Annotated in this window: 21 protein-coding genes; 5 read left to right on the top strand and 16 right to left on the bottom strand. The window is 34.7% G+C overall.

Annotated features, from left to right (window positions below; translation table 11 throughout):
* Positions 1–652: 652 nt before the first annotated feature.
* The 6 genes from G3A47_RS03685 to G3A47_RS03660 all read right to left on the bottom strand — a co-directional run bounded on the left by G3A47_RS03685 (position 653) and on the right by G3A47_RS03660 (position 7,635).
* Entirely contained in the window at positions 653–2,521 is a 1,869-nt protein-coding gene (locus G3A47_RS03685; RefSeq protein WP_166920518.1) for a peptidase U32 family protein, read from the bottom strand.
* 214 nt (positions 2,522–2,735) lie between these two features.
* Entirely contained in the window at positions 2,736–3,281 is a 546-nt protein-coding gene (locus G3A47_RS03680) for a dihydrofolate reductase family protein (protein ID WP_166920516.1), read from the bottom strand.
* A gap of 21 nt (positions 3,282–3,302) precedes the next feature.
* Complete coding sequence (locus G3A47_RS03675; RefSeq protein ID WP_166920514.1) at positions 3,303–3,896, bottom strand: hypothetical protein; 594 nt, start codon at positions 3,894–3,896, stop codon at positions 3,303–3,305.
* A 634-nt stretch (positions 3,897–4,530) separates the two neighbouring features.
* On the bottom strand, positions 4,531–4,980 hold the full coding sequence (locus tag G3A47_RS03670; RefSeq protein WP_166920513.1) for a nuclear transport factor 2 family protein: 450 nt from the start codon (positions 4,978–4,980) through the stop codon (positions 4,531–4,533).
* A 294-nt stretch (positions 4,981–5,274) separates the two neighbouring features.
* Positions 5,275–6,465 (bottom strand): pyridoxal phosphate-dependent aminotransferase, encoded by a 1,191-nt coding sequence (locus G3A47_RS03665; protein ID WP_166920511.1) that lies wholly within the window; start codon positions 6,463–6,465, stop codon positions 5,275–5,277.
* 72 nt (positions 6,466–6,537) lie between these two features.
* Positions 6,538–7,635: a fatty acid desaturase family protein gene (locus G3A47_RS03660; RefSeq protein ID WP_166920509.1), complete on the bottom strand. Its 1,098-nt coding sequence runs from the start codon at positions 7,633–7,635 to the stop codon at positions 6,538–6,540.
* Positions 7,636–7,742: 107 nt separating this feature from the next.
* Between G3A47_RS03660 and rsmG the strand changes: the two genes are divergently transcribed.
* Positions 7,743–8,372 carry a 16S rRNA (guanine(527)-N(7))-methyltransferase RsmG gene (gene rsmG, locus G3A47_RS03655; protein ID WP_166920507.1) on the top strand — a complete coding sequence of 210 codons (630 nt, stop codon included), beginning with the start codon at positions 7,743–7,745 and terminating at the stop codon, positions 8,370–8,372.
* A 70-nt stretch (positions 8,373–8,442) separates the two neighbouring features.
* On the opposite strand, the gene G3A47_RS03650 is transcribed toward rsmG, so the two are convergent.
* Both G3A47_RS03650 and G3A47_RS03645 read right to left on the bottom strand, forming a co-directional pair.
* Positions 8,443–9,147, bottom strand: a complete 705-nt coding sequence (locus G3A47_RS03650; protein WP_166920505.1) for a LytR/AlgR family response regulator transcription factor — start codon at positions 9,145–9,147, stop codon at positions 8,443–8,445.
* Positions 9,148–9,267: 120 nt separating this feature from the next.
* Positions 9,268–10,320 (bottom strand): sensor histidine kinase, encoded by a 1,053-nt coding sequence (locus G3A47_RS03645; protein WP_166920503.1) that lies wholly within the window; start codon positions 10,318–10,320, stop codon positions 9,268–9,270.
* A 304-nt stretch (positions 10,321–10,624) separates the two neighbouring features.
* On the opposite strand from G3A47_RS03645, the gene G3A47_RS03640 reads away from it, so the two are divergent.
* From G3A47_RS03640 to G3A47_RS03625, 4 genes are all read left to right on the top strand, one after another.
* Positions 10,625–11,773 carry an SMP-30/gluconolactonase/LRE family protein gene (locus tag G3A47_RS03640; RefSeq protein ID WP_166920501.1) on the top strand — a complete coding sequence of 383 codons (1,149 nt, stop codon included), beginning with the start codon at positions 10,625–10,627 and terminating at the stop codon, positions 11,771–11,773.
* Positions 11,774–11,940: 167 nt separating this feature from the next.
* Positions 11,941–13,002: a sensor histidine kinase gene (locus tag G3A47_RS03635; RefSeq protein ID WP_166920500.1), complete on the top strand. Its 1,062-nt coding sequence runs from the start codon at positions 11,941–11,943 to the stop codon at positions 13,000–13,002.
* A complete protein-coding gene (locus G3A47_RS03630) occupies positions 12,999–13,718 on the top strand; it encodes a LytR/AlgR family response regulator transcription factor (protein WP_166920498.1) in 720 nt (239 codons plus the stop codon). Before G3A47_RS03635 ends, G3A47_RS03630 begins: the two co-directional genes overlap by 4 nt.
* 161 nt (positions 13,719–13,879) lie before the next feature.
* The gene (locus tag G3A47_RS03625; protein WP_166920496.1) at positions 13,880–15,640 is read left to right on the top strand and encodes a CocE/NonD family hydrolase; all 1,761 of its coding nucleotides are present in this window, start codon (positions 13,880–13,882) and stop codon (positions 15,638–15,640) included.
* Positions 15,641–15,948: 308 nt separating this feature from the next.
* On the opposite strand, the gene G3A47_RS03620 is transcribed toward G3A47_RS03625, so the two are convergent.
* From G3A47_RS03620 to map, 8 genes are all read right to left on the bottom strand, one after another.
* Entirely contained in the window at positions 15,949–16,671 is a 723-nt protein-coding gene (locus G3A47_RS03620; RefSeq protein ID WP_166920494.1) for a hypothetical protein, read from the bottom strand.
* Between the two features lie 578 nt (positions 16,672–17,249).
* The gene (pruA, locus tag G3A47_RS03615; RefSeq protein ID WP_166920492.1) at positions 17,250–18,875 is read right to left on the bottom strand and encodes an L-glutamate gamma-semialdehyde dehydrogenase; all 1,626 of its coding nucleotides are present in this window, start codon (positions 18,873–18,875) and stop codon (positions 17,250–17,252) included.
* Positions 18,876–19,028: 153 nt separating this feature from the next.
* Positions 19,029–19,415 carry a Co2+/Mg2+ efflux protein ApaG gene (gene apaG, locus G3A47_RS03610; protein ID WP_047778341.1) on the bottom strand — a complete coding sequence of 129 codons (387 nt, stop codon included), beginning with the start codon at positions 19,413–19,415 and terminating at the stop codon, positions 19,029–19,031.
* Positions 19,416–19,496: 81 nt separating this feature from the next.
* Entirely contained in the window at positions 19,497–20,759 is a 1,263-nt protein-coding gene (locus tag G3A47_RS03605) for a type IX secretion system plug protein (RefSeq protein WP_166920490.1), read from the bottom strand.
* Positions 20,760–20,913: 154 nt separating this feature from the next.
* Positions 20,914–23,820, bottom strand: a complete 2,907-nt coding sequence (locus G3A47_RS03600) for a DEAD/DEAH box helicase (protein WP_166920488.1) — start codon at positions 23,818–23,820, stop codon at positions 20,914–20,916.
* 211 nt (positions 23,821–24,031) lie between these two features.
* Positions 24,032–24,805 carry a class I SAM-dependent methyltransferase gene (locus G3A47_RS03595; RefSeq protein WP_166920486.1) on the bottom strand — a complete coding sequence of 258 codons (774 nt, stop codon included), beginning with the start codon at positions 24,803–24,805 and terminating at the stop codon, positions 24,032–24,034.
* A 79-nt stretch (positions 24,806–24,884) separates the two neighbouring features.
* Positions 24,885–25,259: a GxxExxY protein gene (locus tag G3A47_RS03590; protein WP_166921010.1), complete on the bottom strand. Its 375-nt coding sequence runs from the start codon at positions 25,257–25,259 to the stop codon at positions 24,885–24,887.
* An 83-nt stretch (positions 25,260–25,342) separates the two neighbouring features.
* Positions 25,343–26,161, bottom strand: a complete 819-nt coding sequence (map, locus tag G3A47_RS03585) for a type I methionyl aminopeptidase (RefSeq protein ID WP_166920484.1) — start codon at positions 26,159–26,161, stop codon at positions 25,343–25,345.
* Positions 26,162–26,322: the final 161 nt, after the last annotated feature.

Raw genomic sequence — 26,322 nt, 5'->3', positions numbered from 1 at the left:
AATATGAAATTTGATTTAGTGAATAGCTAAGCTTTTTTGCGGAATGCGAAAAAAGAAAAACAAGGAATAAAGGAAACAGAATTCCCCAAAATATTGGATTCCAAAACAGACCGAAATCGCATATTTCGATGCATAAAAAAATAAAGTAGGTATCTGAGAAAATTAATAATGGAAAAATAGCACCTATCAGAAACCCTGCAATAACGGAGTGTTTTGTGATATTGTTTTTGGGTTCCATAGGAATTGATTTAAAAAGTAAAGATATGTAAAATGTAATTTGTTTTCTCGCAGATTTTGCAGATTCGGGGGATTTAATTTTTTTTTAATCTTAGCGAGTTTTGCTGTTGAATTTTCACGCAAAGTCGCAGAATCGCAAAGTTTCTTTTTATACGTGCAGATTTGTTTCGCCAGCTCGCTATTGCTCGGGTCACAGAGTAAGCCGATATTTTTGTTTTAATGTTTTGATAAAAACAATCTGAATAAATCTGCTAAATCTGCGTGAGAAAATTTCTCAGCAAACATGTGCATTCGCTAAGATCGCAAAGTCTTTTTTATGGATTGGTATAAAAAAAAGGTTCGCAAAGATTTATTTTAAAATCTTTGCGAACCTTGCGTAACTCTTTGCGTCCCTTGCGGTTAAAAAGCTATACTTCTAATGAAAATGATCTTCTTCAATTTCAAATTCAGCGTCTTTTTCCCAGATTTCCATTTCACAAGGTTTGCAGTTGAATTTTAGTTTGTATTCTAATTCGCCTTGTTTTAATACCAATGGTTCTTTGACTTTAGTTCCTACTATGTCTTTTTGGTGAATTGGACATTTTTTTAATTCGTATTTAATGCAATATTTCGTTGTCATTACACGAGATTTTCCAGGATCCCATTGTAATTCGAATGCTTTTTCGATTTCGGTAACACCGTGACGTTCGTAGAATTTACGAGCTGTTTTGTTCGAAACGTTGTACATAAAATCCAATTTGGTTTCCGGATATGGATGTGACGTTTTTACCAATTGGTGCTCTTCACGTTTGTAATTTGCTAAACGAATTTCGGTCAATTGATCGAAAACATTTCTTCGCATTTCGTTGATTTTAGAAATAGGAAGGAACCAGTTTTGAGAAAATACGACATCAATTTCATCGGCGCTGTAAGGTGTAAAACCTGTTTTGGCCAGTTGTGTTTTGAAATTTTCGGCGATTGATTCGTTGTTTTTCGTTTGTTCTTTTGCGTGATCCAGTTTTACGATACTTACATTCCCGTCTTCGTCGGTTGCGATTAATTCGAAACCATTTTCGTTTTCGGTTAGCAATAAAGTAGTTCCTATTTTACGGATGGCACTGTCTTCTCTTTCAACAATTTTAATGAAAGCGGTGTCATTATTACGGTAGATAAAAGTTCCGTCTTTGATTTCCTTTAAAACGTTTGGATATACTTTTCCGTTTTCGGCTTTGTTGACATAAATCCCGTCTGCTTCGTTATTTTCGTTGATGAAACAAAGTCCGTCGCCGTTGTTTAGTAATTCACCGTTTTCGATTTCGTAAGCATTTCCAACGGTTCTAATTAATTTTCCAATATATTGACCTTTTGATTTTGGACTTTCCCAAGAACCAATACTGCTGTGTCTTTCGTTTACGAAATAATCCGTATAACCACGATTGAAGGTTCTGTTTAAAGTAGAGTCAAAAGTATAAGTACATTTTCCGGAAGAAGCTTTGATGTATTTGTCACTTCCTTCTAAATAGCTGTCTAATTTCTGACGAAGATAGGATACGTTGTTTTTAACATAAGCAACGTCTTTTAATCGGCCTTCAATTTTAAAAGATACAATTCCGGCTTCAATTAAATTTGGAATCTGATCTGACACGTCTAAATCTTTAATAGAAAGCAAGTGGCTGTTTCTGATTAAAGTTTCTCCGTTCCCGTCGATTAGGTTATAAGGTAAACGACAGTTTTGCGCGCAAGAACCACGGTTGGCGCTACGTTCTCCGTTGGCAACACTCATATAACAGTTTCCACTGAAAGAAACACAAAGCGCACCGGTTACGAAAAATTCTAATTCAACATCTGCTTCATCATAGATTTGTTTAATCTGATGCAGGTTTAATTCACGTGCTAAAACCACACGTTTGATTCCGGCGTCTTTTAAGAATTTTATTTTATCGGCGTCACGATTATTGGCTTGTGTGCTGGCATGAAGTACGATAGGAGGTAAGTCCATTTCCATAATCGCCATGTCCTGAATAATTAAAGCGTCAACGCCAATGTCGTATAATTGCCAAATCATTGCGCGACACGTATCTAATTCGTTGTCGTACAAAATGGTATTCATTACTACAAAAACCTGAGCGTTAAATAAGTGTGCATATTTTACTAAGGCCGCAACATCTTCAATAGAATTGTTGGCGTTAGAGCGTGCACCAAATTGAGGTGCACCAATATATACAGCATCGGCACCACTGTTAATGGCTGCCATTCCGCCAATTAAATCCCTGGCTGGCGCTAATATTTCAATCTTCTTCTTCATTTTTAAAACTTTAGCTATTGTGATATTCACGAAAAAAAGTGTGCAAAGGTCTTATAAAATATTCGAGATTGCTAGTGCTGAGGTGATTTTTTTTGAAATTTAGAACCATGCTAAACCATTTTCCTAGTATTGGGAAAATGGTTTACTATTATTTCACCGGCATTTTTGTAGGTGCCTTTAGCTTTTTGAATTATCCTTTTTAAAAATTTTGTTTTTATCTCACCAATTCATAGATAAGTTGTACAACCCCCGATTTAAAAGCCTTGGTAGTAATTAATTTTAATTCTATTCGATCTTTTAAGTCTTCAAATAAAGGTTTGCCATTTCCTAAAACTATGGGGTGAACTGATATTCTGTAAGTATCGATAAGATTAAATTGAATAAAAGTTTTTATAAGACTTGCTCCGCCGTATAGCCAAATATCATTTCCGGGCTGGTTTTTAATTTCATTTACCTTAGCTGTTATGTCAGAGTTTATAAAAGTGGCATTGTTGTCTTGTCTATTTTGGCTGGAGAAAACATACTTCTTTTTTGAATGTACTCCTTTCCAAAGTGTTTTTTCAGCTAGGCTAGTGTCTGTGTCCGGTTGAAAATTACCCCAACTGTCATAGCTGACTCTGCCATAAAAGATAGTGTCTATGCTTGCTAAAAAGCTATCAAAATCCATGTCGTCATCCATGATGCACCAATCAATTTCTCCATTTGGTCCTTCAATAAATCCATCTAAGGTTACGGCTAAGTCTAGAATTACTTTTTTCATAGAATATTAGTTTTTGTGTTATCAGTCAAGTGGGAAAGTATATCCAAGAGCAAATACCCCGGTGGACTGTTTTGCGGCTGGATGAAAGTAGCCGGAAATACCGATTTCGAAATTGTTATTTCTTCCCAGAGCTAATCCAAAGCCAAATGGGATATGTAGTAAAACGTCACTTTTATTAAAATTAATATTGGGTGTAAAGGTTTCGAATTTACCTGCTGAAGCTCCGATACCACCTTCAACAAATGGTGCAACCCATGGTATTGGTGCACAAAAACGAACTTTACCTCCCACTAAAAAAGCATTAGTTGTTACTTTATATTGAGGTTGATTTTGAATGTTTTGATCTTTAGGGACAGATTCAAAAATAGCACCGGCATATGGTCTTATACTAAACCATGATTTTACTCCTATAATATACTCGCCTTGAAGATAAAGTCCGCCTCCCATAACATCTACTTCCTTTTGACTTCCATAATTTTCGATGTAATAACTGCTGCTTGACCCGTAACCTATAGAAGCTTTAATAGCGTTGCCGGTTGTTTGGGCTTTGATTGGGTTGAAAGAGAGAATTGTTAAGGAACAAATGCTGAAAAGAGCACGAAAGTTTGTGATCATTTGGTTGGTTTTATGATTAAAATTTGATGGCACGAAAGTAAGATTTATTTTCTATTTTCCTGCTAAAAGAATAAGGGGTCAACACGAAAAACTGTGAAGAGATAAAAATCTTCTAGAGTATTGTGTTTATTTAACCGCGAGGGCCGCAAAGGTTTTGGCAAGGTTGCTAAGATAAAAAATAGCAGTTTCGATAAAAGCTTTGCGGGCTCCTATGTTTGTAGTGAAATTTTTTCACGCAGATTTGCTTCGCCAGTTCGCTATCGTTCGGGTAGCAGATTTATTCAGATTGTTTTTATCTGAGCACAAAACAAATATCAGCTTAATCTGCAAAATCTGCGTGTAAAAGACTTTGCTTTGTGTTAATACTTTGCGGGCTCTTTGCGATAAAAGTTAACAAAAATCCTTGCGGTCCTTGCGGTTAAACAAACTGTGCTGTTTAACATAAGAACAGGTTTTTATAAAAAGCCCACAATTTTTGAGTTTGATTCAGAATGAGTTTCCCGTTTACATGTGAGGCCAAAGTACGTTGCCTCTAAAAAAAGCCCCAAGAAATTTTCCTGAGGCTATAATTGATGTGATTTGGATTTTCACGGGATTAAAAAACCAATTATCGTTTGCTTTGAAAACGTATAGTTTATTTGTGTTTGTTGACATCATTAAACTGCCAAAGGACATTGATAATTTTCCATGAACCATTCAGTTTGGTAAGGTGCATATAATCAATCCATTCATCAGCAATTAGTTTTAAAGAAGCTGTTCGCTCGGATACATCAAGAAATTTGACTTCTTTTTTTGGAGAAGGCGGAAACTTGTCTCCCTTTTTATTATAGCTTTCGGCAAGTATAACCATAGATTCTGTTGTGGTTTCGCGAACATAATCTTTATTGGTTGTTTTATCTGTCCAAAAAGTTCGTTTTACCATTCTTGGGTGTAGAGCCCGTTCCATTTGACCCGGATTTGGGACATGTTGTGATTCAATATAGTCCAGAGCGGCTCTTTTTATTTCCAGGCTGTCTTGTTTCGTTTGCCCGAAAATACAATTAGTGATTAAAAATAAAATAGAACAAATAAGGGAGTGTTTCATATTCGGTTGAGTTGGTTTTATTTGGTAAGTGTTTTTTAGTTTTACACGTCATTGATCGGTTGCTAATTCATTTGGTTGTTGTACAAAAACGGATAATTTCTCAGACTCACATCTCACATCTCACATCTCACATCTCACATTTCACAACTTGAGTTAATTAGATTAACGAATGTTCTCCTTTGATGTTTTCAAATATAGGGATATATTTTTGACGAATTTTCAAATGAAATGTTAACAAAAAAAGCCTCAGAAAAATTTTCCTGAGGCTTCAATTGATATAGTTTAGAATCGTGATTAAGCTGCTAAAGCTTCTTTGATTCTGCGTAATGCTTCTGTTAGAATGTCATCGCTTGTCGCATAAGAGAAACGAATACAATTTGGATTTCCAAAGGCGTCTCCGGTAACAGTTGCTACGTTTGCTTCTGATAAAAGGTACATCGAAACATCGTTTGCATCTTTAATTTCCGTTCCTTTTAATGTTTTACCGAAGAAAGAAGAAACGTCTGGGAAAACATAGAAAGCACCTTCGGGAACGTTGATTTTTATCCCTGGGATTTCTTTTAGTAATCCAACCACTAAATCTCTACGGGTGTGGAAAGCCTGAACCATATGGTTTAATACGCTTGGATCAGCTTCTACAGCTGTAATTGTCGCGCGTTGCGCTACAGAATTTGCTCCAGAAGTTACTTGTCCCTGAATTTTTACACACGCTTTTGCGATAAACTCAGGAGCTCCGATATAACCAATTCTGTATCCTGTCATGGCGAATGCTTTTGCAACTCCGTTTACAGTGATTGTTCTTTCTAACATTCCCGGAATAGAACCGATACTGCAGAAAGTTCCTGAGAAATTGATGTGCTCGTAAATTTCGTCAGCAACTACATAAATATTTGGATGTTTTTCCAGCACTTTTGCAAGAGCAGTTAATTCTTCTCTGCTGTAAACAGATCCGGATGGGTTACAAGGAGAACTGAACCACATCATTTTTGTTTTTGGTGTGATGGCAGCTTCTAATTGTGCCGGTGTAATTTTGAAATCAGTATCTACAGAGGTTGGAACTTCAACAGGAACTCCTCCTGAAAGTTTTACGATTTCGAAGTAAGAAACCCAGTAAGGCGCAGGTAAAATAACCTCGTCACCATCGTTTAACATTACTTGTGCAATATTGTATAAAGATTGTTTTGCTCCTGTAGAGACCACGATTTGAGATGGCTTGTAATCTAAATCATTATCTCTTTTGAATTTTTTGCAGATTGCTTCTCTTAATTCTAAATAACCCTCTACCGGAGAATAGGTGCTGTAGTTTTCGTCTACTGCTTTTTTAACGGCTTCTTTAATAAAGTCCGGCGTATTAAAGTCCGGTTCACCTAAACTTAAACTGATAATGTCTTTTCCTTGTGCTTTTAATTCACGTGCTAAAGCAGCCATTGCTAAGGTTTGTGATGTCGCTAAGTTGTTGATTCTGTCTGAAAGAATATGATTCATTATAAAATTTTTGGATGTCCCTAATTTCAACTTTAATTAAGGAAGGTTAATTATTAATAGATTTTTTTAGTTTTAAACGGATAATTCAGGTTTCATACCAAGATCACGTAAATGCTTAAAATGAGCTACAATGGCACTGGTCATTGTTTTGTACTCGTAATAAGGCAAGTTGCATTCTTTTGCAGTCTCTTTTACAATTTTTGCAATTTTACCGTAGTGAATGTGACTGATATTTGGAAAAATATGATGTTCGATCTGATGGTTTAATCCGCCGGTATACCAATTTACGATTGCGTTTTTAGGGGCAAAATTGGTAGTGGTAAACAATTGGTGAATAGCCCAGGTATTGTCCATTTCTCCCAATTCATTTGGAGAAGGATTTGTAGTTTCTTCTACAACATGCGCTAACTGAAAAATAATACTCAAAATTAATCCGGCTGTGTAGTGCATTACAAAGAAACCGATTAAAACTTTCCACCAGCTAATTCCGATTACGATAGGTAAAACAATCCAGATAGAAAGATAAATAACTTTGGTAATAATTAAAGTAGTCCAAAGGATTTTAGGACTTTTAAGTTCTCCGTAAGATAATTTTCTTTTAAGGTAACGTCTCATTTGCTTAAAATCGGTAGTGATGGCCCAATTGAAAGTCAATAAACCATATAAGAAAACAGAGTAATAATGTTGAAAACGGTGAAAACTATGCCATTTAGCATCTTTGGTAAAACGAATGATTCTTCCTGCATCTAAATCTTCGTCGTGTCCGGGAATATTGGTGTATGTATGGTGCAGTACATTGTGTTGTACCTGCCAGTTGTAAACATTACCTGCCAGTACGTAAATAGTTCCCCCCATGAATTTATTAATCCAGTTTTTATTGGAGTACGAACCGTGATTTCCATCGTGCATGACGTTCATTCCAACACCCGCCATTCCAATTCCAATTACGATGGATAGAAGAAGCATTACCCAAAAAGGCATATTAAGTGTAAGGATCAAAAAATACGGTGTAAGGAATACAGCAAAGAGAATAACCGCTTTTAAGTGCAGCTTCCAGTTTCCGGTTTTTTGAATATTGTTGTCTTTGAAGTAGTTGTTAACCCGAGAGTTAAGCGTTCTGAAAAATTTCAGATTGTCTTGTCTTGCAAAAGTAGGCGCAGTGTTATTCATAATTGTTTTAAATAGTCTTCAAAGGTAATTATTATAAATTTTCAATTTACAAAATTGAGTTAAATATTTCAATCGTAAAGTATTACTTTTGTTAAAAAATTAGAGCAATGGATGAGATTCTGAAATATTTTCCTGATTTGACCGACATTCAAATCGAACAATTTCAAAAATTAGATTTTTTATACCACGATTGGAATGAAAAAATCAATGTTATTTCGCGTAAAGATATTGATGCCTTATATACAAAACACGTTTTGCATTCGCTTGGAATTGCAAAAATCATGAAGTTTGAGCCCGGAACAACTGTTCTGGATGTTGGAACCGGAGGTGGATTTCCCGGAATTCCATTGGCGATTCTTTTTCCGGAAACCCGTTTTTATTTAATTGACGTTATCGCAAAAAAAATAAAAGTAGTTCAGGGTGTAGTAGATGCCTTAGAATTAAAAAATGTAAAAGCAGAACAATTACGTGCTGAAAATGCAAAAGGAGATTTCGATTTTATTGTGAGCCGTGCGGTAACCAATATGCCGGATTTTGTTTCCTGGATTAAAGATAAAATCAAAAAGCAACACAAACACAGTCTAAAAAACGGTATCCTTTATCTAAAAGGAGGAGATTTGACCGAAGAACTGAAAGATTTTCCGGCTGCTACTTTATATGATTTGTCTACTGTTTTTGAAGATGAATTTTTTGAAACTAAAAAAGTGGTGCACTTGCCGCTGAAGTTTAAGGCTTAGGCTTTTTTAGTTTCAGGTTTACAGTTTCAAGTTTAACGAAAATCCGGATTTTTTTAAGATCCGGATTTTTTTATTTCAGTATACTGATGTCTAAATAGTTTTGCCAATTTTCTTTGTAGCTGTTTCCTATTGGGATTTCTGTACCATTTATCTCAACTTCATTTTTAGAATAAGCGGTTAGTTTAGTGGTTTGAATAATATAAGAACGGTGGATCCGGATAAAATTTATGTCTAACAGTTTTTCAAAAGCTGAGATATTCTGTTTGATGTGATGCGATTTTTTATTTTCAAGATGTATGGTGATATAATCTTTGAGGCTTTCGATATACAAAATTTCATCCAGTACAATTTTGATGTTTTTACTTCCGTTGGCGACAAAAATGTGATTTTCAGCAACTGCTTTTATTTCTTTTTTAGGAAGCTGCAATTGCTTGAATTTTTCTATCGAAACAAAAAAACGATCAAACGTAATAGGCTTTAAAAGATAATCAATCACGTTAAGTTCATAACCTTCTATAGCATATTCTCTGTAAGCAGTGGTAAAAATTACTTTGGGAGGATTTTTGAGTTTCTTCAAAAAATCATTTCCTTTTAATAAGGGCATTTCGATATCCAAAAAAATTAAGTCGACCGTATTTGTTTCCAGAAAGGTATAGGCTTTTAGTGCATTCTCAAACGAATCGGTTAATTCGAAATTTTCAAAATTCACCAGATGAGAAGCGATTAGTTCTCTGGCTAAGGGTTCGTCGTCAACAATGATGCATTTGTATTTCATTCAAAAAAGGATAAGTGTTTTTGAGATTTTCGGAAATCTAATGTAGCGGTTTTATGTTGTCTATTGTTGCATTTTATTTGTATTAATTCGCAACGCTGTTTATTTATGATCTTCAAAATGTTAAGGCGTCAGATAGAGCACAACTTTAAAATCGGTTTGCGATTCTTCTATTTTTAGTTGGTGTTTTTTGGGATACAACAAATCGAGTTGCTTTTGAACATTCACTAATCCGATTTGAGATTTGTCTGAAACTGGGGTCAGCTCGTTTTGAGGTTTTGTGTTTTCGATGCTAAAAACAATCTGATTCTTTCTGCTTTCTAAGGTCAGCTGAATTTTTGCTTTTTCAGTTTCATTTACCACTCCGTGTTTGAAGGCATTTTCGATAAAAGTCAGTAGAATTAACGGAGAAATGGTATTGTTTTCGGAAATGTCTTTGATAAAGGAAATGTTTAACCTGTTTTCGTTGTAACGAAGTTTCTCCAGAGTAATATAGTTTTCGATTAAAGTAATTTCTTTATTTATTGAAACATAATCTTCGTTGCAACGGTATAAAACAAAATCTAAAATCTCAGATAATTTTGCAATTACTTCGGGCGCTTTATCATCTTTTTTTAGCGTTAAAACGTATAAGTTATTTAACGTATTGAAAAGAAAGTGAGGGTTCAGTTGGTTTTTCAGAAACTTGAGTTCCATTGATTTTTTTTCTTCTTCCAGTTTTAAAAGACGTTGTTGTTTGCGGTTAAAACTGATAAACCCTAAGATTAAAATAGGATAGGTAATAAAAGAAAATTCTCTGAATATCAATTTAAAAGAAGTTAATCTTTCGGGAACAGACATTTTCTGACCAAGCCAGCCATCAAAGAAAGCAGGGAATTTGGGTTGGAGGTAATAGTATTTAAAAGTCATTAAAAGCGCAAAAACAAAATAAAGCCAAGCTGTTGCGCAGGCTAAAAAGAGAAGGTACTTTTTTTTATTAAGGGTCTGCGGAATAATCCAGTAAATCAATCCGTAGGCGGCAGTTACCTCTGCCAGAATTTTCCATGCATAAACAAATGTAAAAACATAATAAGTGTCTTCTTCGGGCTTGGAAGACATGTATAAAAGCAAAAATGAAATCCAGTAGGCAACATGCAGGAGGATTCTTTTTACATCAAGATTTTTCAAAAAGGTCATATACTGTTCTAAATGGTGACAAGATACTAAAATATAAAATCGGGTATGAGTTGTTAAGATGAATAATAACATTTAGCTCCTGAAAATAGCCTTTTGGCATACGAATCGGGTATTCGGGTGAAAGTTAGTATTTGGATGCTAAAACCGTGTTTCTGTAGCTGTGAAAAATAAGAGCGGTTTTTGAAATTATATTCGCTTAAAAATAATAAATGATGATCAAAATTATTTTGCTGTTAGTCTTATTTCTGGGAGACAGACTGAAATGAAATACAGAATGTTGAAAAATAATTAAACCTAAAATAAAATGAAGAAAATTAGTAAAGTCGCAATTGGTCTTTTGATTTTGACCAGTACGCCAAATTTAATTGCTCAAAAGACCAAAAAAGACATTGTATATGGTGAACCTTCACGCGGCTTGGCTGAAGCGAAAACGAAACAAGAAATAGTATACAGTGAAACTTCAAAATTAATAAAACCAACTTTGTTTGCCGACTTAGGGGAAACCTGTACCACTCCGGACGGTATGGCTCTGGATAAAAAAGGAAATTTGTATTTGTCGGTTACCAATCCGACTTCATTTGAAAAGTTCGGGAGTAAAATTCTGGTCTTCGATAAAAACGATAAACCAATAACCTGGTTTGATCAACTGCCGTTACATCCCCTGACCCAAAGAGTACATCCGATGGGAATGGAGTTTGGTCCCGACGGAAATTTATATGTAGTAGACAATCAGTGTTTTGCGGGAAAAACGAATATTTCAAGATTAATTAGGGTTATGGTCAAAGAGGGTAAGCCGGTTAATGCTGAGGTTTTGGTTGAAGGATTCAATTTTTCAGATGGACTTCGTTGGTCCAAAAATCGTATTTATATTACAGATGCTTCATTAAACTGGGATATAGAAAGTGCTATTTACAGTTTTTCACTTGATGAGTTAAACAAATCTAAAATTACTTTGAATGCCGAAAATAAACAGCAGTATGTTCTCAGTACGTTTACTTTGAAACCGGGAACTGAGAAGCACTCGCTTGGAATTGACGGAATTGCATTTGATAAAGAAGGGAATTTATACGGAGGAAGTTTTGGAGATGGTGTGATTACTAAAATAGAGTTTTTTAAAGACGGAAAAGTAAAATCTAAAAAAGTTGTCTTTAGTTCAGATCAGTTAAAATGCAGTGACGGTTTTTTTTATGACGAGAAAAGAAATTCTATTTTTATTGCAAATTATGATTACAATAGTGTGCACCAATTAAACCTGGATACTAATATTCTTTCTTTGATCTGGGAAAACGAAAATGCAGATGGTGCCGACGGACAACTGGATAATCCCTGTGAAACCATTATTTATAAGGGGAAATTATTAGTTGTGAATTATGATACCTTTAAAGGAATAAAAAACACTGAAATTGACGCTTTTCATACAATTTCCAGTTTTGATCTGGAGGGTTTAAAATAAGATTTAGAACAAAACCACAAGTAACTTCATTATAGTTATTTGTGGTTTTTACTTTCCGGTTAATAGAATTAATGTCGTTTATCTACGATTATTTTTCGCTCCTATACTTTTATTTGCTCAATCTGTAGCATAGGGATATCTTTACTACTGTAAGAATCCTTTTTATTTTGAAAACAGTTACAAGAATATCGGTTTATTGGAAAATTCAGCTTATTGCATGGAGTATTACTTCCTTGTATTGGGGTGGCCTGGCCTTTTTTACCGGGAATTTTATTTGGAAAATAGGCCTTGCAGACTTACTATTGGATGTCTCTATTGGTATTTTACTCACCCATCTTTACAGGAATTTTGCTTTAAAAAGAGGCTGGAATAAATTAACTTTAAAAAGGTTGGTTCCGAAAATGGTCCTTAGTATTTTGATTCTTTCTGTATTGTATCTGTTTTTGATTGTTGGTAAACTTTATCTGGTGCGTTTGTTTACTTTAAAATATATTGGGATTTCTTTTATGGCGTTTTTTAAAGACAGGCAATTGTCCGTTTTTATAACAGGAACAAGATTAATGTCTATTTGGGTGCTGGCTTATCATTTGTATCATTATTCAAGGCTTGAAATTGAAAGGGTAAAGGAAAATGCCCGATTGTCTCTATTAATAAAAGAAGCACAGCTCAATACTCTTAGTGCACAGCTTAATCCGCATTTCTTTTTTAATGCATTGAATACGATTAAATTTCTCGTATTAGAAAATCCATATTCGGCCAGGAGGGCAATTGATCTTTTGTCTGAGTTGTTAAGGAGTTCTTTAAGTAGTACTACTGGGGAATTAGTAACTTTAAATGACGAAATGAATCTTGTGAAAGATTATCTGGAGCTTGAAAAGATGCGATTTGAAGAGCGTTTGCAAATAGAAATTGTGACAAGTGCCGCTGTGTCTAACTGTTTAATTCTGCCTATGAGTATTCAGTCGCTGGTTGAAAATGCAATAAAACACGGAATTGAAAAAAGAAAACACGGCGGATTTATCAGTGTAAAAACAGAGGAGGAAAATAATTTCATAAAAATCAGTGTTCAAAATTCTGGAAAGCTGTTTTATGAAACAAAAAATTTGGGGATTGGACTAAACAATCTGAAAGAAAGATTGCTTTTGCACTATAACGGAAATGCTTCTTTTGAAATTAAAGAGCTGGATGACGAAACGGTTTTAGCCACTATTTTAATACGGTCGAAATGAAAAAGATAAAAGTTGTAATCGTCGATGATGAACGTTCATCAAGAGAAGAGCTAAAAAGAGCATTGAAGTTTTACGAAGACTTTATTCTTGTAGGCGAAGCTGAAAATGCCGATACCGCTAAGGATCTGATTGAAACAGAAATGCCCGATTTAATTTTTTTAGATATTCAGATGCCCGAAAAATCCGGTTTTGATTTACTGGAATCTTTAGATAAAGCACCCGAAGTATTGTTTACTACCGCTTACAATGAATATGCTGTGCAGGCCTTTGAAGTAAATGCCTTAGACTATCTGTTGAAACCCATACGGGAAGAACGTTTTGCAAAAGCAATTGAAAAAATAAGGAATACTATAAAACAGAAATCCGATTTATCTAATGCTGTAACAAAAGATCAAAAAATTTTCATTAAGGATGGAGAAAAACGATTCTTTATTCAATTGGATGAAATCTATTTAATTGAATCACTGGAAAATTATACCAGACTTTATTTTCAAGGTAACAAAGCATTGCAAAGACGCTCTCTCCGTCAATGGGAAGAGCTATTGGATGAGACTGTTTTTTTTAGAATAAACAGAACCGAAATTGTAAATATTAAATACATCCGGGAAGTAAACAAAACAAGTAGTGGCAGGTTAGAAATAAAGCTAAAAACCGGAGAATTATTAGAGGTTTCAAACCGCCAATCGGCTAAATTCAAAAGCAGCAACAGGATTTAGTACTAAATAGAAGCTTTTGTTTTTAACTATTTACAGCAAAAAAAGCAAGCTTCAAAATTCAAACATTACAGACACAATAGAGGTAAACGAATCCATAGCTATCGTTAAGGACTGTTATTGCCTTGTGCCAAATTTAAAACTCACATTTAAAAACTCAAGCAATGAAACCCATTTTAAATTTTGTATTTTTTATTTTCATGCTGTCGAATGTTTTTTCGCAGCAGACAAGTACAACCAGATCGGAAGATATAAAAAGTGCCTATGATATTCAGGATAGCGTGATGATTAAAACCAGAGACGGCGCCCTTATATCAGCTATTGTGGTGCGAAAAAAAGAGAGTTCTGCCCCACTGCCGGTTATATTGCAGCATACTATTTATGTCGAGGGGAAAGCAAGAGCGTTGAAATCACTGAAAAAAGCAGCAGATCGGGGTTATGTTGGTATCATTTCCTATTCGCGGGGCAAACGATTTAGCCCGGATGCAATTACACCTTATGAAAATGAAGCTAATGACGTTTATGATGTTATTGATTGGATAAGCAAACAAAAATGGTGCAATGGAAGCGTTGGCATGTACGGAGGCAGTTACAATGGCTATACGCAATGGGCGGCTTGTAAAAAAAAGCATCCCGCTCTTAAAACAATAGTGCCTTATGTAGCAAGTATACCCGGAAAGGGACTGCCTATGGAAAATAATATCTTTATAAATCCCAATTATGAATGGGCATTTTATGTAGGCAATAACAAGTACCTAGATACTGTTGTAGGGGCTGACAGAGAGCGTTTCAGGAAAATGACTTTTAAATGGTATGAAACGGGAGTTTCTTATAAAAAAATAGACAGTATTGATGGTACACCAAACAAATTTTTGCAAAAATGGTTGCAACATCCTTCATTTGATGCATACTGGCAGAAAATGATTCCATATGGCAAAGATTTTGAGCAAATAGATATTCCTGTTTTGATTTTTGACGGTTATTATAATGATTCTCAGAATTCAAGTTTATACTATGCGAAGGAACTCCGCAAATACAATCCGAAAACCCCGATTTACATGATTTTAGGGCCTTACGATCATTTTGGAGCTCAGGTGGGAGGGCAGGCTGATTTGAGGGATTATAAGGTTGACCCAACTGCAATCATCAGCACGAGCAAAATAACCTACCAATGGTTTGATTATATTCTGAAAAATGGTCCTAAACCCGAAATGTTGAAAGATAAAATCAACTATGAAGTAATGGGGGCAAATGAGTGGCGCAGCGCTCCTTCTCTCGATAAAATGAGCAATGGTTTCCTGCAGTTTTATCTAACAGACAGTAAATCGGGGGATTTTTATGCTTTAAAGGATAAAAAAACAACTGAAAAGAAATATTTGTACCAGGAAGTTGATTTTGCAGACAGGCAAACGCAAAACAATGAGTATTATCCGGATCCAATTATCAGAAAAGAAATTGATACGAGTAATGGGTTTGTTTTTATAAGTGATGTACTAAAAGAGCCTGTGTTGATTAATGGTTCGTTTTCAGGTGAAATAAAAGCAAGTATCAATAAAAAAGATATGGATATTGGTGTTACGCTTTATGAACTAATGCCAAATGGTGAGTATTTTCATTTGTCATATCATATAGGCCGTGCCAGTTATGCTAAAGATAGTACGAAAAGAGAATTATTAAAACCGAACAGCATAGAATCAATTCCTTTTTCGAATACGCATTTGGTCAGTAAACAATTGAGCAAAGGAAGTCGTTTGGTGGTGGTGTTAAATGTAAATAAAAATCCTTTTTCTGAACTGAATTACGGAACGGGAAAACTAGTAGCAGAGGAATCTATAAAAGATGCAAAAGTGCCACTGCAGGTGAAATGGTATACGGATAGTTTTGTGAAAATTCCAATTTTTGAAATTGCTTCGCCAGTTCGCTAGCGCTCGGGTCCAAATTCCAAACTTTAAAATATAAAAGCCATAAGACTGTTTTTTTAACTAAGAAGTAATCATTTTAATCCTTTTAATCTGTGGCAAACTAGAGAAAGCTTGCCACAAATTGCACGAATTTCCACGAATTATTTTTCAACAAAGAAGTAATCATTTTAATCCTTTTAATCTGTGGCAAACTAAAAAATAGCTGCCACTGATCGAGAGGATTTTTTTTCTGATTCAATAGTACTGTTTAACGATCGGGTTTAGGTTAATAATCTGTATCTATGGTTTTACGGTTAGATTATTTTGGTGCTCTAATTGATTTTGTTCATGCTGCAAAATGTATTTGTTGTATAGTCTATATCCGAAATAAAATTATTTAATGCTTTTTTAGCAGAATCGGGGTTGTACTTAAATGAAGATGAAAAGAAATATTCGCGACAAATTACAGGCTCAGACGATGCATCATAAAAAGCATCTTCAGAATATTCAATTTGCTTATTCTGATTTGGAAATTGGACAACAAGTTTAGAGATTGTTTCCTCAAACCATTTGTCAAATGTTTTTTTCTTTGGAGTAAGATGGCGTACTGTTAAAACGAGGCCCGTTAATTCGCTTTGAATTAAAGAAGAACCTTTTCTGTTTAACACATCAATCATTCTTACATTCATGAGGGCAACCCAGATTGGACCATTAATAAAACCGGATATGGGAAAATTCAGATCAGTGTCAAAGTCTAACGGTTTGGCCTTTTTGGGGTTTTTAATTGAAAACCAAAGAGTTTCGATACGTTGGTGTATTTCATCAGACATTGCAGAGTGTCCTTTAAAACGCCAGTATACCCATTCCAACAATGATGCGGTAAGACCTAAAGAGGCCTTATGACCAATTTTGTTTAATGTTTTGTCAAGATGAATGTTGTTTATAGTAGGATCTAAAAGGTTTGATAGAATTTTATCATTCCATTTGTAATCAATTTCATGGCCAATGCTCTGGGACTTTTTGATTGTTTTCGGTGGTTTTTGTAAGTTTTTCATGTGCATTAGAGTAAAGTTAACTTCATGTTGTAAATGGCGTAGATTCATAAATCATTATAAGTTGTTTTTATCTGCTTTTTTAGAATAAATACATCTTCAAAGAGATAACATTGTAATAACTCGTTGGGTGTAATTGTTTTTGAGACATATATTTTTGTTTTGCGTAGTCTGAAAAAAAGAAATCTTACCTTAAATAAATTGCATTAGACTACGCAGGAAAATTAGAATTTGATTAGGACCCCTCACTATATTAATTTCTAATTTTAGCATTCTATATGTTTACTAAATCTTACTTTTTAATTACACCCGAACGGGTTATCATTATAAATTATATTCCAAAGGAGAAAAGAAAAACAGTAAAAACGATAAATCAATTAATATTTGTAAGGCGAGAGTTAATCGTTAACGATCGGGAGTCATTATCAAGGGACGAATTGCCTATTGCATAACACACTATAGGCTAAAAAAAAGAGAATTGATTTTGTAGATAATTTTAAAAAAGAAGCAAAAAAAAAATCCGAATCTTATATGTAAGATTCGGATTTTAGATATAATGTCGTTACGACAGTAGGTGCAAATTATCCTAAAAATGGATATCTGTAATCTTCCGGAGTAACAAAAGTTTCTTTGATTGTTCTAGGAGAAGCCCAACGCAATAAGTTTAGTGCAGAACCTGCCTTGTCATTAGTTCCTGATGCTCTTGCTCCACCAAATGGTTGCATGCCTACAACAGCTCCGGTTGGTTTGTCATTGATGTAGAAGTTACCGGCTGCATTTTGCAATTTGGTAGTTGCTACTTCAATAGCATAACGATCCTGGCTGAATACAGCTCCGGTTAAAGCATACTCAGAAGTAGTGTCTACTAATTCTAAAGTTTCTTCCCATTTTGCATCTTCGTATACATAAATAGTAATTACTGGTCCGAATAGTTCGGTTTCCATTGTAGTGTATTTTGGATTTGTCGTTACAATAACGGTTGGTTCGATAAAGTATCCTACCGATTTATCATAATTTCCTCCAACGATGATTTCAGCGTCAGCATCTTTTTTAGCCTGGTCAATATAACTCGCCAATTTATCAAAAGAACCTTCGTGAATTACCGCTGTAATGAAGTTTCCAAAATCTTCCGGAGAACCCATTTTCATTGATTTTACATCAGTAATTATTTGCTCTTTTACAGCTGGCCATAAACTTTGTGGAATATAAGCTCTTGAAGCTGCAGAACATTTTTGCCCTTGAAATTCGAAAGCACCACGAGTAATTCCGGTACTTACTTGTTTTACATTAGCGCTTGGGTGTGCAATGATAAAATCTTTACCACCGGTTTCACCAACAATTCTTGGGTATGTTTTGTAGTGGTGAATGTTTGCTCCAATTTTAGCCCAGATGTCTTTGAATACGTGAGTTGAACCTGTAAAGTGAACTCCTGCAAAATCACGACTTGCTAAAACAGTATCAGTAATCATTAAAGCATCTCCAAAAACTACGTTGATAACGCCATCAGGAACTCCCGCTTCTTTGAATACTTCGATAATGATTTTTGTAGAAAATACCTGGCTGTCACTTGGTTTCCAGATTACAACGTTACCCATCATAGCAGCACTTGCAGGAAGATTTGCAGCAATAGCAGTAAAGTTAAAAGGAGTGATTGCGTAAACAAAACCTTCAAGAGGTCTGTACTCTAAACGGTTCCATGTTGAAGAATCAGATTTTGGCTGATCGTTGTAAATTTGTGTCATAAATTCTACGTTGTAACGTAAAAAGTCGATTAATTCACAAGCAGCATCAATTTCTGCCTGGTGTATATTTTTGGATTGACCAATCATAGTAGCAGCATTAATGCGAGCTCTGTAAGGTCCTGCAATAAGTTCAGCTGCTTTTAAGAAAATAGCAGCACGTTGTTCCCATGCCATGTTTGCCCATGCAGTTCTTGATTCAAGAGCATTAGCAATTGCTTTTTCAATATGTTGCTTTTCAGCTAAGTGATAAGTTCCTACGATATGTTTGTGATCGTGAGGAGCTGACATTGTTCTGGTATTTCCGGTTTTAATTTCTTCACTTCCAATGTATAACGGAACATCAATTTGTGCGTTCCACATTTTAGTGTAAGCGGCCTGAACAGCTGCTCTTTCCGGTGAGTTTGGTGCGTATCCTTTTACCGGTTCGTTTACCGCTTTTGGTACGTGAAAGAATCCTTTTAGCATGTTATTTAAAATTAGATAATTAGACAATTTAAGGGTTAGAGAATTTGATTTGTTACGAATAATCTAACGCTGCACAAAAGTACAAAGGATAAATTAATAATTTGGTAATTTTATGAATAAGATAACTATAAGAAATATAGTTTTAGTAAAGAATTAATTTAAAGCAAAAGGGGCACACATTCTGAAAGTAGGAACAATTACTTTGAATGTTTTTGTAGTTGTGAAATTAATCATGTTAAAATAACCTTTCATGGCACCATAAGGAGAGGATAATAAACAACCCGAACTATAAGTGTGGTTCTCTCCGGGTTTCAGAACAGGTTTTTTTCCAATAACACCTTCTCCGTCAACAAATTCAATGTCGTTAAGAGAATCGAAAATCTCCCAGTGGCGAGACGTTAACTGAACAGAATCTTTACTGTGATTTTCAATTGTAATTACATAACTAAAGGCAAAGTGAATCTTATAGTTCTTGAAGTAGGTACCTTCAAAACTAGTTAAAACAGATATTTTTATGCCTCGTGTAATCTGAGAAACCATACTAACGTAGTATATATGTGTGTGTTATACGTGCAAACTTACAAAAAAAAATCCTTTGTTTGAAATCCTTTAACAATGTTTTTAATTGGTGATATTGATGGAGTTAGCGTTTCCTTTTCCGATAACACGCTCATAACGATCAGAACTTTGTTTGTAATAGACCAGTATAATGTAGTCGTTTTCGGTTTGGTAGAAGTTTCCGTCAATCGCATTTTCATAATCAATAGTACCTTTTTTATCGGCAATTTTATACTCAAAATTGGTAAAGCCCTGTTTGATCATGATCGCTTTTTCAAAAACGCCTTTGTCGGTGTTGTAATCCATTTTGTATTCGGGAGTCAGGCTGTAGTTATTGAACATTCCGGTTACATAAATATCTTTATTATTGGATCTGAATGTAGGAGCAGAGAGCGTAAAATAAACCCAGGCATAATCGGCTTCAATTTCATTATTGGAGCCGTTTATGTTTTTAACGACAAAGTTCCCGTTTACATCCTGATATAAAGTATAAATCTGATTGGCTCTTGCCTGATTGGTGTACAGAAAAGAATTGTAAATATCACCGCCGGAACCCACTTTTCCAACGTTATTGTTTGCGGCACGAATGTCTTTGTTTTCAAAATACAAAAACTCATTTCCTGCCCAAAATTGAGTCTCTTTATCGTACTTATACACCAATTGATTTCCGAGGGTGTATTGTGGGATTATGTTTTTAATACTGGTACTAAAATCTCCATTTTGCAAGAGCAGTACTCTTACATTTTGTAGAGGGGTCTGAAAAACAATATCGTTTGACATTATGGCAAAGTCAAGGTTTTGTTTGTAATCGATATTGCTGAGGTTTCGGCTTCTTTTTACCTGAACGGTTACGGTCGACTGTTCTTCGTAGAGAATAAATTTTCTCGAAAAAACAACTTCTTTATCTTCGTTCAGAATTTTCAGGATGTAATTACCCGAGAGTCTTAATTGATTGGTAAACTGGTTCGGAAACGGAAGTCTGTAATGAGAATAGATCTGAAGGGTATTGAAAGAATTGGAGTAATCCATAATTCTTTGATTATCTAAACCACGGATGTAATCTGCTTTAGGAATATCGGTTGGTTTCCAATTGTAGTCGCAGTGTGTGATATCAAAATAATAATTGGCTTCATTGCCAAATAAATCATCAAATTGTAATTCAAAACTAGAACCCAACTCGAATATAGGGATCACATTGGCGCCATTTTGAACAAAAGTTACCGTTTTTATATTGTAGGGTGGTGGTACTTCGTTTTGTACCACCTGGGCTGTTGCCGAAGTAAAAATAAAAAACAAAAGAAAGTACTGAACTAAAAATTTTGCCATCTTATTAGGTTGTAAGATTGTAAATATAACCCGTTGAGTGTACTTCGTATAAATTATTTCTATGTGTTAAAAAAATAAGTACAGCCAACGAGGTAAATATAGCAATTTTATAGTACGAAAAATAGTCTGTTCTATTGGTTTTAAAAACAATCTATTAAGAATTCAGAATAAAATCCAGATTGGCTTCGAGTTCGTTGTTGATAAAACTTTCTTCTAAAAGAGAATCAGACAACAGTTTTTTGTTTTCCTGCAGTTTGATTATTTTTTCTTCGACCGTATTTTTCGAGATAAAACGAATCACATTTACTTTATTTAACTGTCCAATTCGGTGTGCTCTTCCTACTCCCTGTTTTTCGGCAAAAGGATTCCACCACGGATCTAAAAACAAAACATAAGATGCTTTGGTGATATTAAGACCAACACCTCCCGCTTTAAGCGAAATAAAAAACAACAGAGGAGTTTCTTTTTCCTGAAAGAGATTTACCTGTTGTTCTCTTTTTTGGGCAGGTGTTTCGCCTGTAATCTCACAAAACTCAATTTTGTTTTCCTTACACCAGCTGGTATAAAAATTTAAATTCGTAACAAACGAGCTAAAAATTATGGTCTTTTGTTTCCCTTTTACTAAGTTCTCGAGATAATTAGTGGCAGCAATATATTTTCCGGAATCAATTTCCGACTCCTGATCGATCATTTTCGGATGATTGCTCAGCTGTCTTAATTTCATAAGAGTATTGATGATACTGATTTTGTCAGGACAGGACCCGTCTGTTTTGAGTAAAAAATTTCGGGCTTTTGATTTTTCTTTTTCATACAATTTCTCCTGCTCAGGATCCATGTTGCAATAGTAAATCTGTTCGGACAATTCGGGTAAATCTTTTAAAACCTGTTCTTTAGTTCTTCTTAAGATATAGGGTTGAATAAGATTTTTTAACTCCAATAAACTATTTTCGTCCTGCTTTTTCTCAATCGGAATTTTAAAGTTTTCTGCGAAAAAAGTATAACTGCCCAGAATATCCGGATTTATAAACTCCATTTGCGACCATAGGTCGTCCAGTGAGTTTTCGATAGGCGTACCACTCAGGGCAATTTTATGAACGGTATTTATTTTGTTGATCGCTTTAAAGATCTTAGAACTTTTGTTTTTAATGTACTGACTTTCGTCCAGAATTAAATAGCGGAAATTGTATTTTTCTAAAATGGAAATATCACGATGAACAATACTATAACTGGTAAAAATCAGATCAGAAGATTCTAATCTGCTTACCAGTTGTTTTCTGTCGTTACCCACATATTGAATTCTCGAAAAGTGAGGTGTAAATTTCCCTGCTTCGTTATACCAGTTAAAAATCAACGAAGATGGTAAAACAATTAACGTTTTTAAGGGCTCTCTTTCAATCGTGGTTTCGTTCTGAAACAAATCAAAATTGGTGGTTTTAGTGGTAAATCCGAGTTGTTCCTGAACGGCAACAAGGACTGACAAAGTCTGTAGCGTTTTTCCAAGTCCCATATCATCGGCCAGACAAGCGCCCAGATTGGAGTTAAAATGACCTAAAAGCCATTTTACACCTTCTATTTGATAGGGTCTTAAAGTTGCTTTTACCAGATCAGATTTAACGTACTCTGCTTCCTGAACAGGATTTGCTTCACTTTTGAGTTCCGGAATCGAGTCCAGAGCAGTAAAATTACTTTTGCGCAAAAGAAGATTTCCGTTTTCTATTCTGGCGAGTTTTGCAAGCGAACTGTATTTACTAAACCATTCTAGAGGAATCAGGAAATAATTTCCGTCAGGTAATAAAAACAGTCTTTCTTTGCTTTTAACGTTCGGAATAATTTCGCTGAAATTAATCGTGTAATTCCCAATCGTAATAATTATTCTGATATCAAACCAATCTTCTTTTGTGGCTTGTGAAGCCGAGACAGTATGATTTTCTGTAATAATCTCTTTGCTCTCGAGTTTTAGATTCTCAATGGTAAATCCTAAATCTTCGAGCTTTTCTTTATGGTCAATAATCAATTGAATATTGAGGTAAGGATCATTAATTTCTGTGTCGGAATTCAGCCCAAATAATTCGTTTTTGATTTTTACTAAACCAATTTCAAGTAGCTTATCAGTGTATGAAGTTTCGGCTGTACTTCGTTTAAACTGAATTATTTTAGGTTCGTTAGCGATGCTGAAATCTACAAACGAATGTGTTTTTTTAGTTTTAGAAACATCAAAAGTATAGCCGTTATAATCAAAATAAAGATTTAGATAATAACAGTTTTTAAAAAAATCATAAACCGGTTGAAGGGTACACGAAAGTATTTTGTCCCGAAGTTCAACTTCAAAACCATTTGCGTCAATGTCGATTTTCTTGGCTATTTCTGGAATAAAACTTTTGAAATAGGTATCGACTAATTTTGACGGAATTTCGATTGACTTCTTCTTTAAAAAAGGAGTTAGTTTTTTAGAATTGAGTTCTTTTAATTGTCCTAATTTTTTATCGATAACTAACCAGCCCGGCTCATCTAAAAGAATTTCGACACTACTGTTCATCGGCGAAAAAGTAGTTTCATTTTCTTTTAAAGATAGGGTATAGGTAATGCCTTCGGTATGTTTGTCAAATTGAATTTGAGGTTCAAAATCACGAGTTTCGGTATTGACTTTGGAGCGATAAAAATCCTTTTCGGGTCCTAAATTCAAACATAAAGGAAACTGCTCCTTTACAATTAAATCGTAAAAAGAACTTAAATGAAATTTTAAATGCTGGCGAATGGCAAAGTCAATTTTGGAATCTTTTTGTAAATCGGCAATTGTTTTGGCCGATTTGATTTTGACACTGAATTTTTTGAAGATAAATTCAGGTTTTAAAGATTCACAAGCCGTTAGTATTTTTTTTGTATTGGAATCTAAATTTTCAAAAACAATTCCGAAACTATCAAGTACGTCCGCACTTGCTTTTTTGTCGAGGTATTTAATATCAGGGCTATTCTCAACGATATAGGCAGTTGGGATATAAACATTCAGGTTTTTTTCAAGACTGATGTCAAAGCAAAATTGAAATGATTTTGAAAGATCCAAGGTATAGGTTTTATGCGGTTTGGGTTCGCGAAGTTAGTTTAATTCAAAAAAGAACAAAAACAAATGCTAATTCGAAAACAGAAAAATCTATTTTTCAAATTAGCATTTATCATAAAGCCTTTAAAATGAACTTATATCACTTATATGGTTTAAAAATAACTCGTATGGTAAAAGGGATTCGTATGGTTAAAGAACCCCTTGGAAAATCAATTTAGTTTTCCTGTTTAAAGCAAAGCGGAATAATTTCGCCTTTTGCCAAACAATATTTTTCAACCAATTCAGGCGCAATTTTATTGGTGTAATCTTCTTCGATTACGATAAAACCAATGTTTCTTAATTTGTCAAAATAATCGCGGCCGTACACACGAACGTGGTCGTATTGTCCGAATATTTTGGCGCGCTCTTTCTCATCGGTAATCGAATCATCGGCAAAAGTAATGGCTCTTGACAGATCCTGAGGTATCTGAAGAATTGCCATTCCGCCTGGTTTTAACACACGGTATAATTCCTGCATGGCTTTTGTGTCATCCGGAATATGTTCTAAAACGTGATTGCATAAAATCACATCGTATTCGTTGTCTTTAAAAGGCAAATTGCAAATATCGGCTTTTACATCTGCCAAAGGCGAAAGTAAATCAGTAGTAGTATAATCAAGATTTTTTTGCTTGCGGAATCTTTTGTAAAAAGCCTGTTCCGGAGCAAAGTGTAATACTTTTTTGGGTGCCGTAAAAAAATCGGTCTGATCATTTAAGTACAACCAAAGCAAACGGTGTCTCTCTAATGAAAGCGTACTTGGCGAAAGCACATTGTTGCGTTGTTTCCCGTATCCGTAAGGTAAAAACGATCTGAAACTCCTTCCGTCAATAGGATCAGTGTATTTGCTTCCTTTTAAAGAAAGCGCTAAAACAGGACGAGCCACATAACTCAAACGAATTAATAAAGGTCTTGGGATGGTATTTAATACTAATTTAAAAAGTTTCTTCACGGTAAATAGATTTGAACACGAATTTCACTAATTAACACGGATTAATTTGGTGTTGAAATTTCACGAACCTTGATTTGGGTTAAAGTATTATTCTTTTGTATTTAAGACTGTCTTCGCCAAAATTGATTAATAAACCAAGTTTGTTTTTTGATGCAGCCAGATAATTTAATGTTTGTTTAATTTCACTTGTCGAAAGTACTGTAATTGCTTTTAACTCTAAAATAATCTCATCGAAAACGACAAAGTCAGCGAAATAATAGCTTGGTAATACAATGTCTTTATATGCAATATTGTATTTTAACTCTCGGCTATAAGGAATTTCATTTCTTTGAAATTCATATTCTAACGCATCACCATACACTTTCTCACTATGTCCTTTCCCTAAAATTTTATGAGCTTCCATACAGATTCCGATAATTGTATAGGATTCCTCTTTTAAATATAAATCACTCATCATCATCATTCGTCATTATTTATTTAGTGAAATTTCAGCAAAATAGTATTTCGTGCTAATTCGTGAAATTCGTGTTATATATGTTATAACACTAAAGGCACCTGTCTGAACTCATCTTCTTCATTGCTTTCGATACCTAGAGCTTTGTAGATATAAGCAAAAGTCGATAAGATCTCTGGTTTTCCGTCGACTAGGGCAACATCGTGCTCAAAATGCGCACTTGGTTTTCCGTCGGCGGTAAGGATTGTCCAGCCGTCTTTTAGTTGTTTGATGTTTCTTGTTCCAAGATTGATCATAGGTTCGATTGCTACAACCATTCCTTCTACAAAAAGTTTTCCGCGACCGCGTTTTCCGTAGTTTGGCATTTCCGGTTCTTCGTGCATTTTTTGTCCTAAACCATGACCAACCAATTCACGAACCACTCCGTAACCATGAGCTTCAGTATATTTTTGAATAGCGTTTCCAACATCTTCCACGCGATTTCCGGCTTTAAATTCTCTGATACCTACATAAAGAGATTCTTTAGTAACTCTTAAGAGTTTTTTAACCTCGGGAGCAACTTCTCCAATTTCAAAACTGTAAGCGTGATCTCCGTGATATCCGTTTTTAAAAGCACCACAATCTACAGAAATAACATCACCGTTTTTTAGCGGAGTATTATTCGGGATTCCGTGTACAACCTGTGCATTCGGACTCATACAAAGTGAGTTTGGGAAATCGTACAAGCCTAAGAAACTTGGCGTTGCACCATGATCACGAATGAATTCTTCGGCTAACTTGTCCAGATATAAAGTGGTAACTCCTTCTTTGATTTCAGAAGCAATCATTCCTAATGTTTTAGATACGATTAAAGCACTTTCGCGCATTAATTCGATTTCTTCACGTGATTTTACAATAATCATAATTTCGGATTTTCAGTTCGCAAAAGTACAATTTTTAATATAAACCTGAACTCGATTGTTGGATAGTAATTATAAATCGTAAAAAAAATCGATTTATGGACTGAAATAGGTAGTTGCTTTTTTTATTTTGCCACGAATTGCATGAATTTTCACGAATTGTT

Origin of the sequence: Flavobacterium poyangense (assembly GCF_011751075.1) — a bacterium.
Lineage (GTDB): Bacteria > Bacteroidota > Bacteroidia > Flavobacteriales > Flavobacteriaceae > Flavobacterium > Flavobacterium poyangense.
This window is presented reverse-complemented; position numbering and strand designations above follow the sequence as displayed.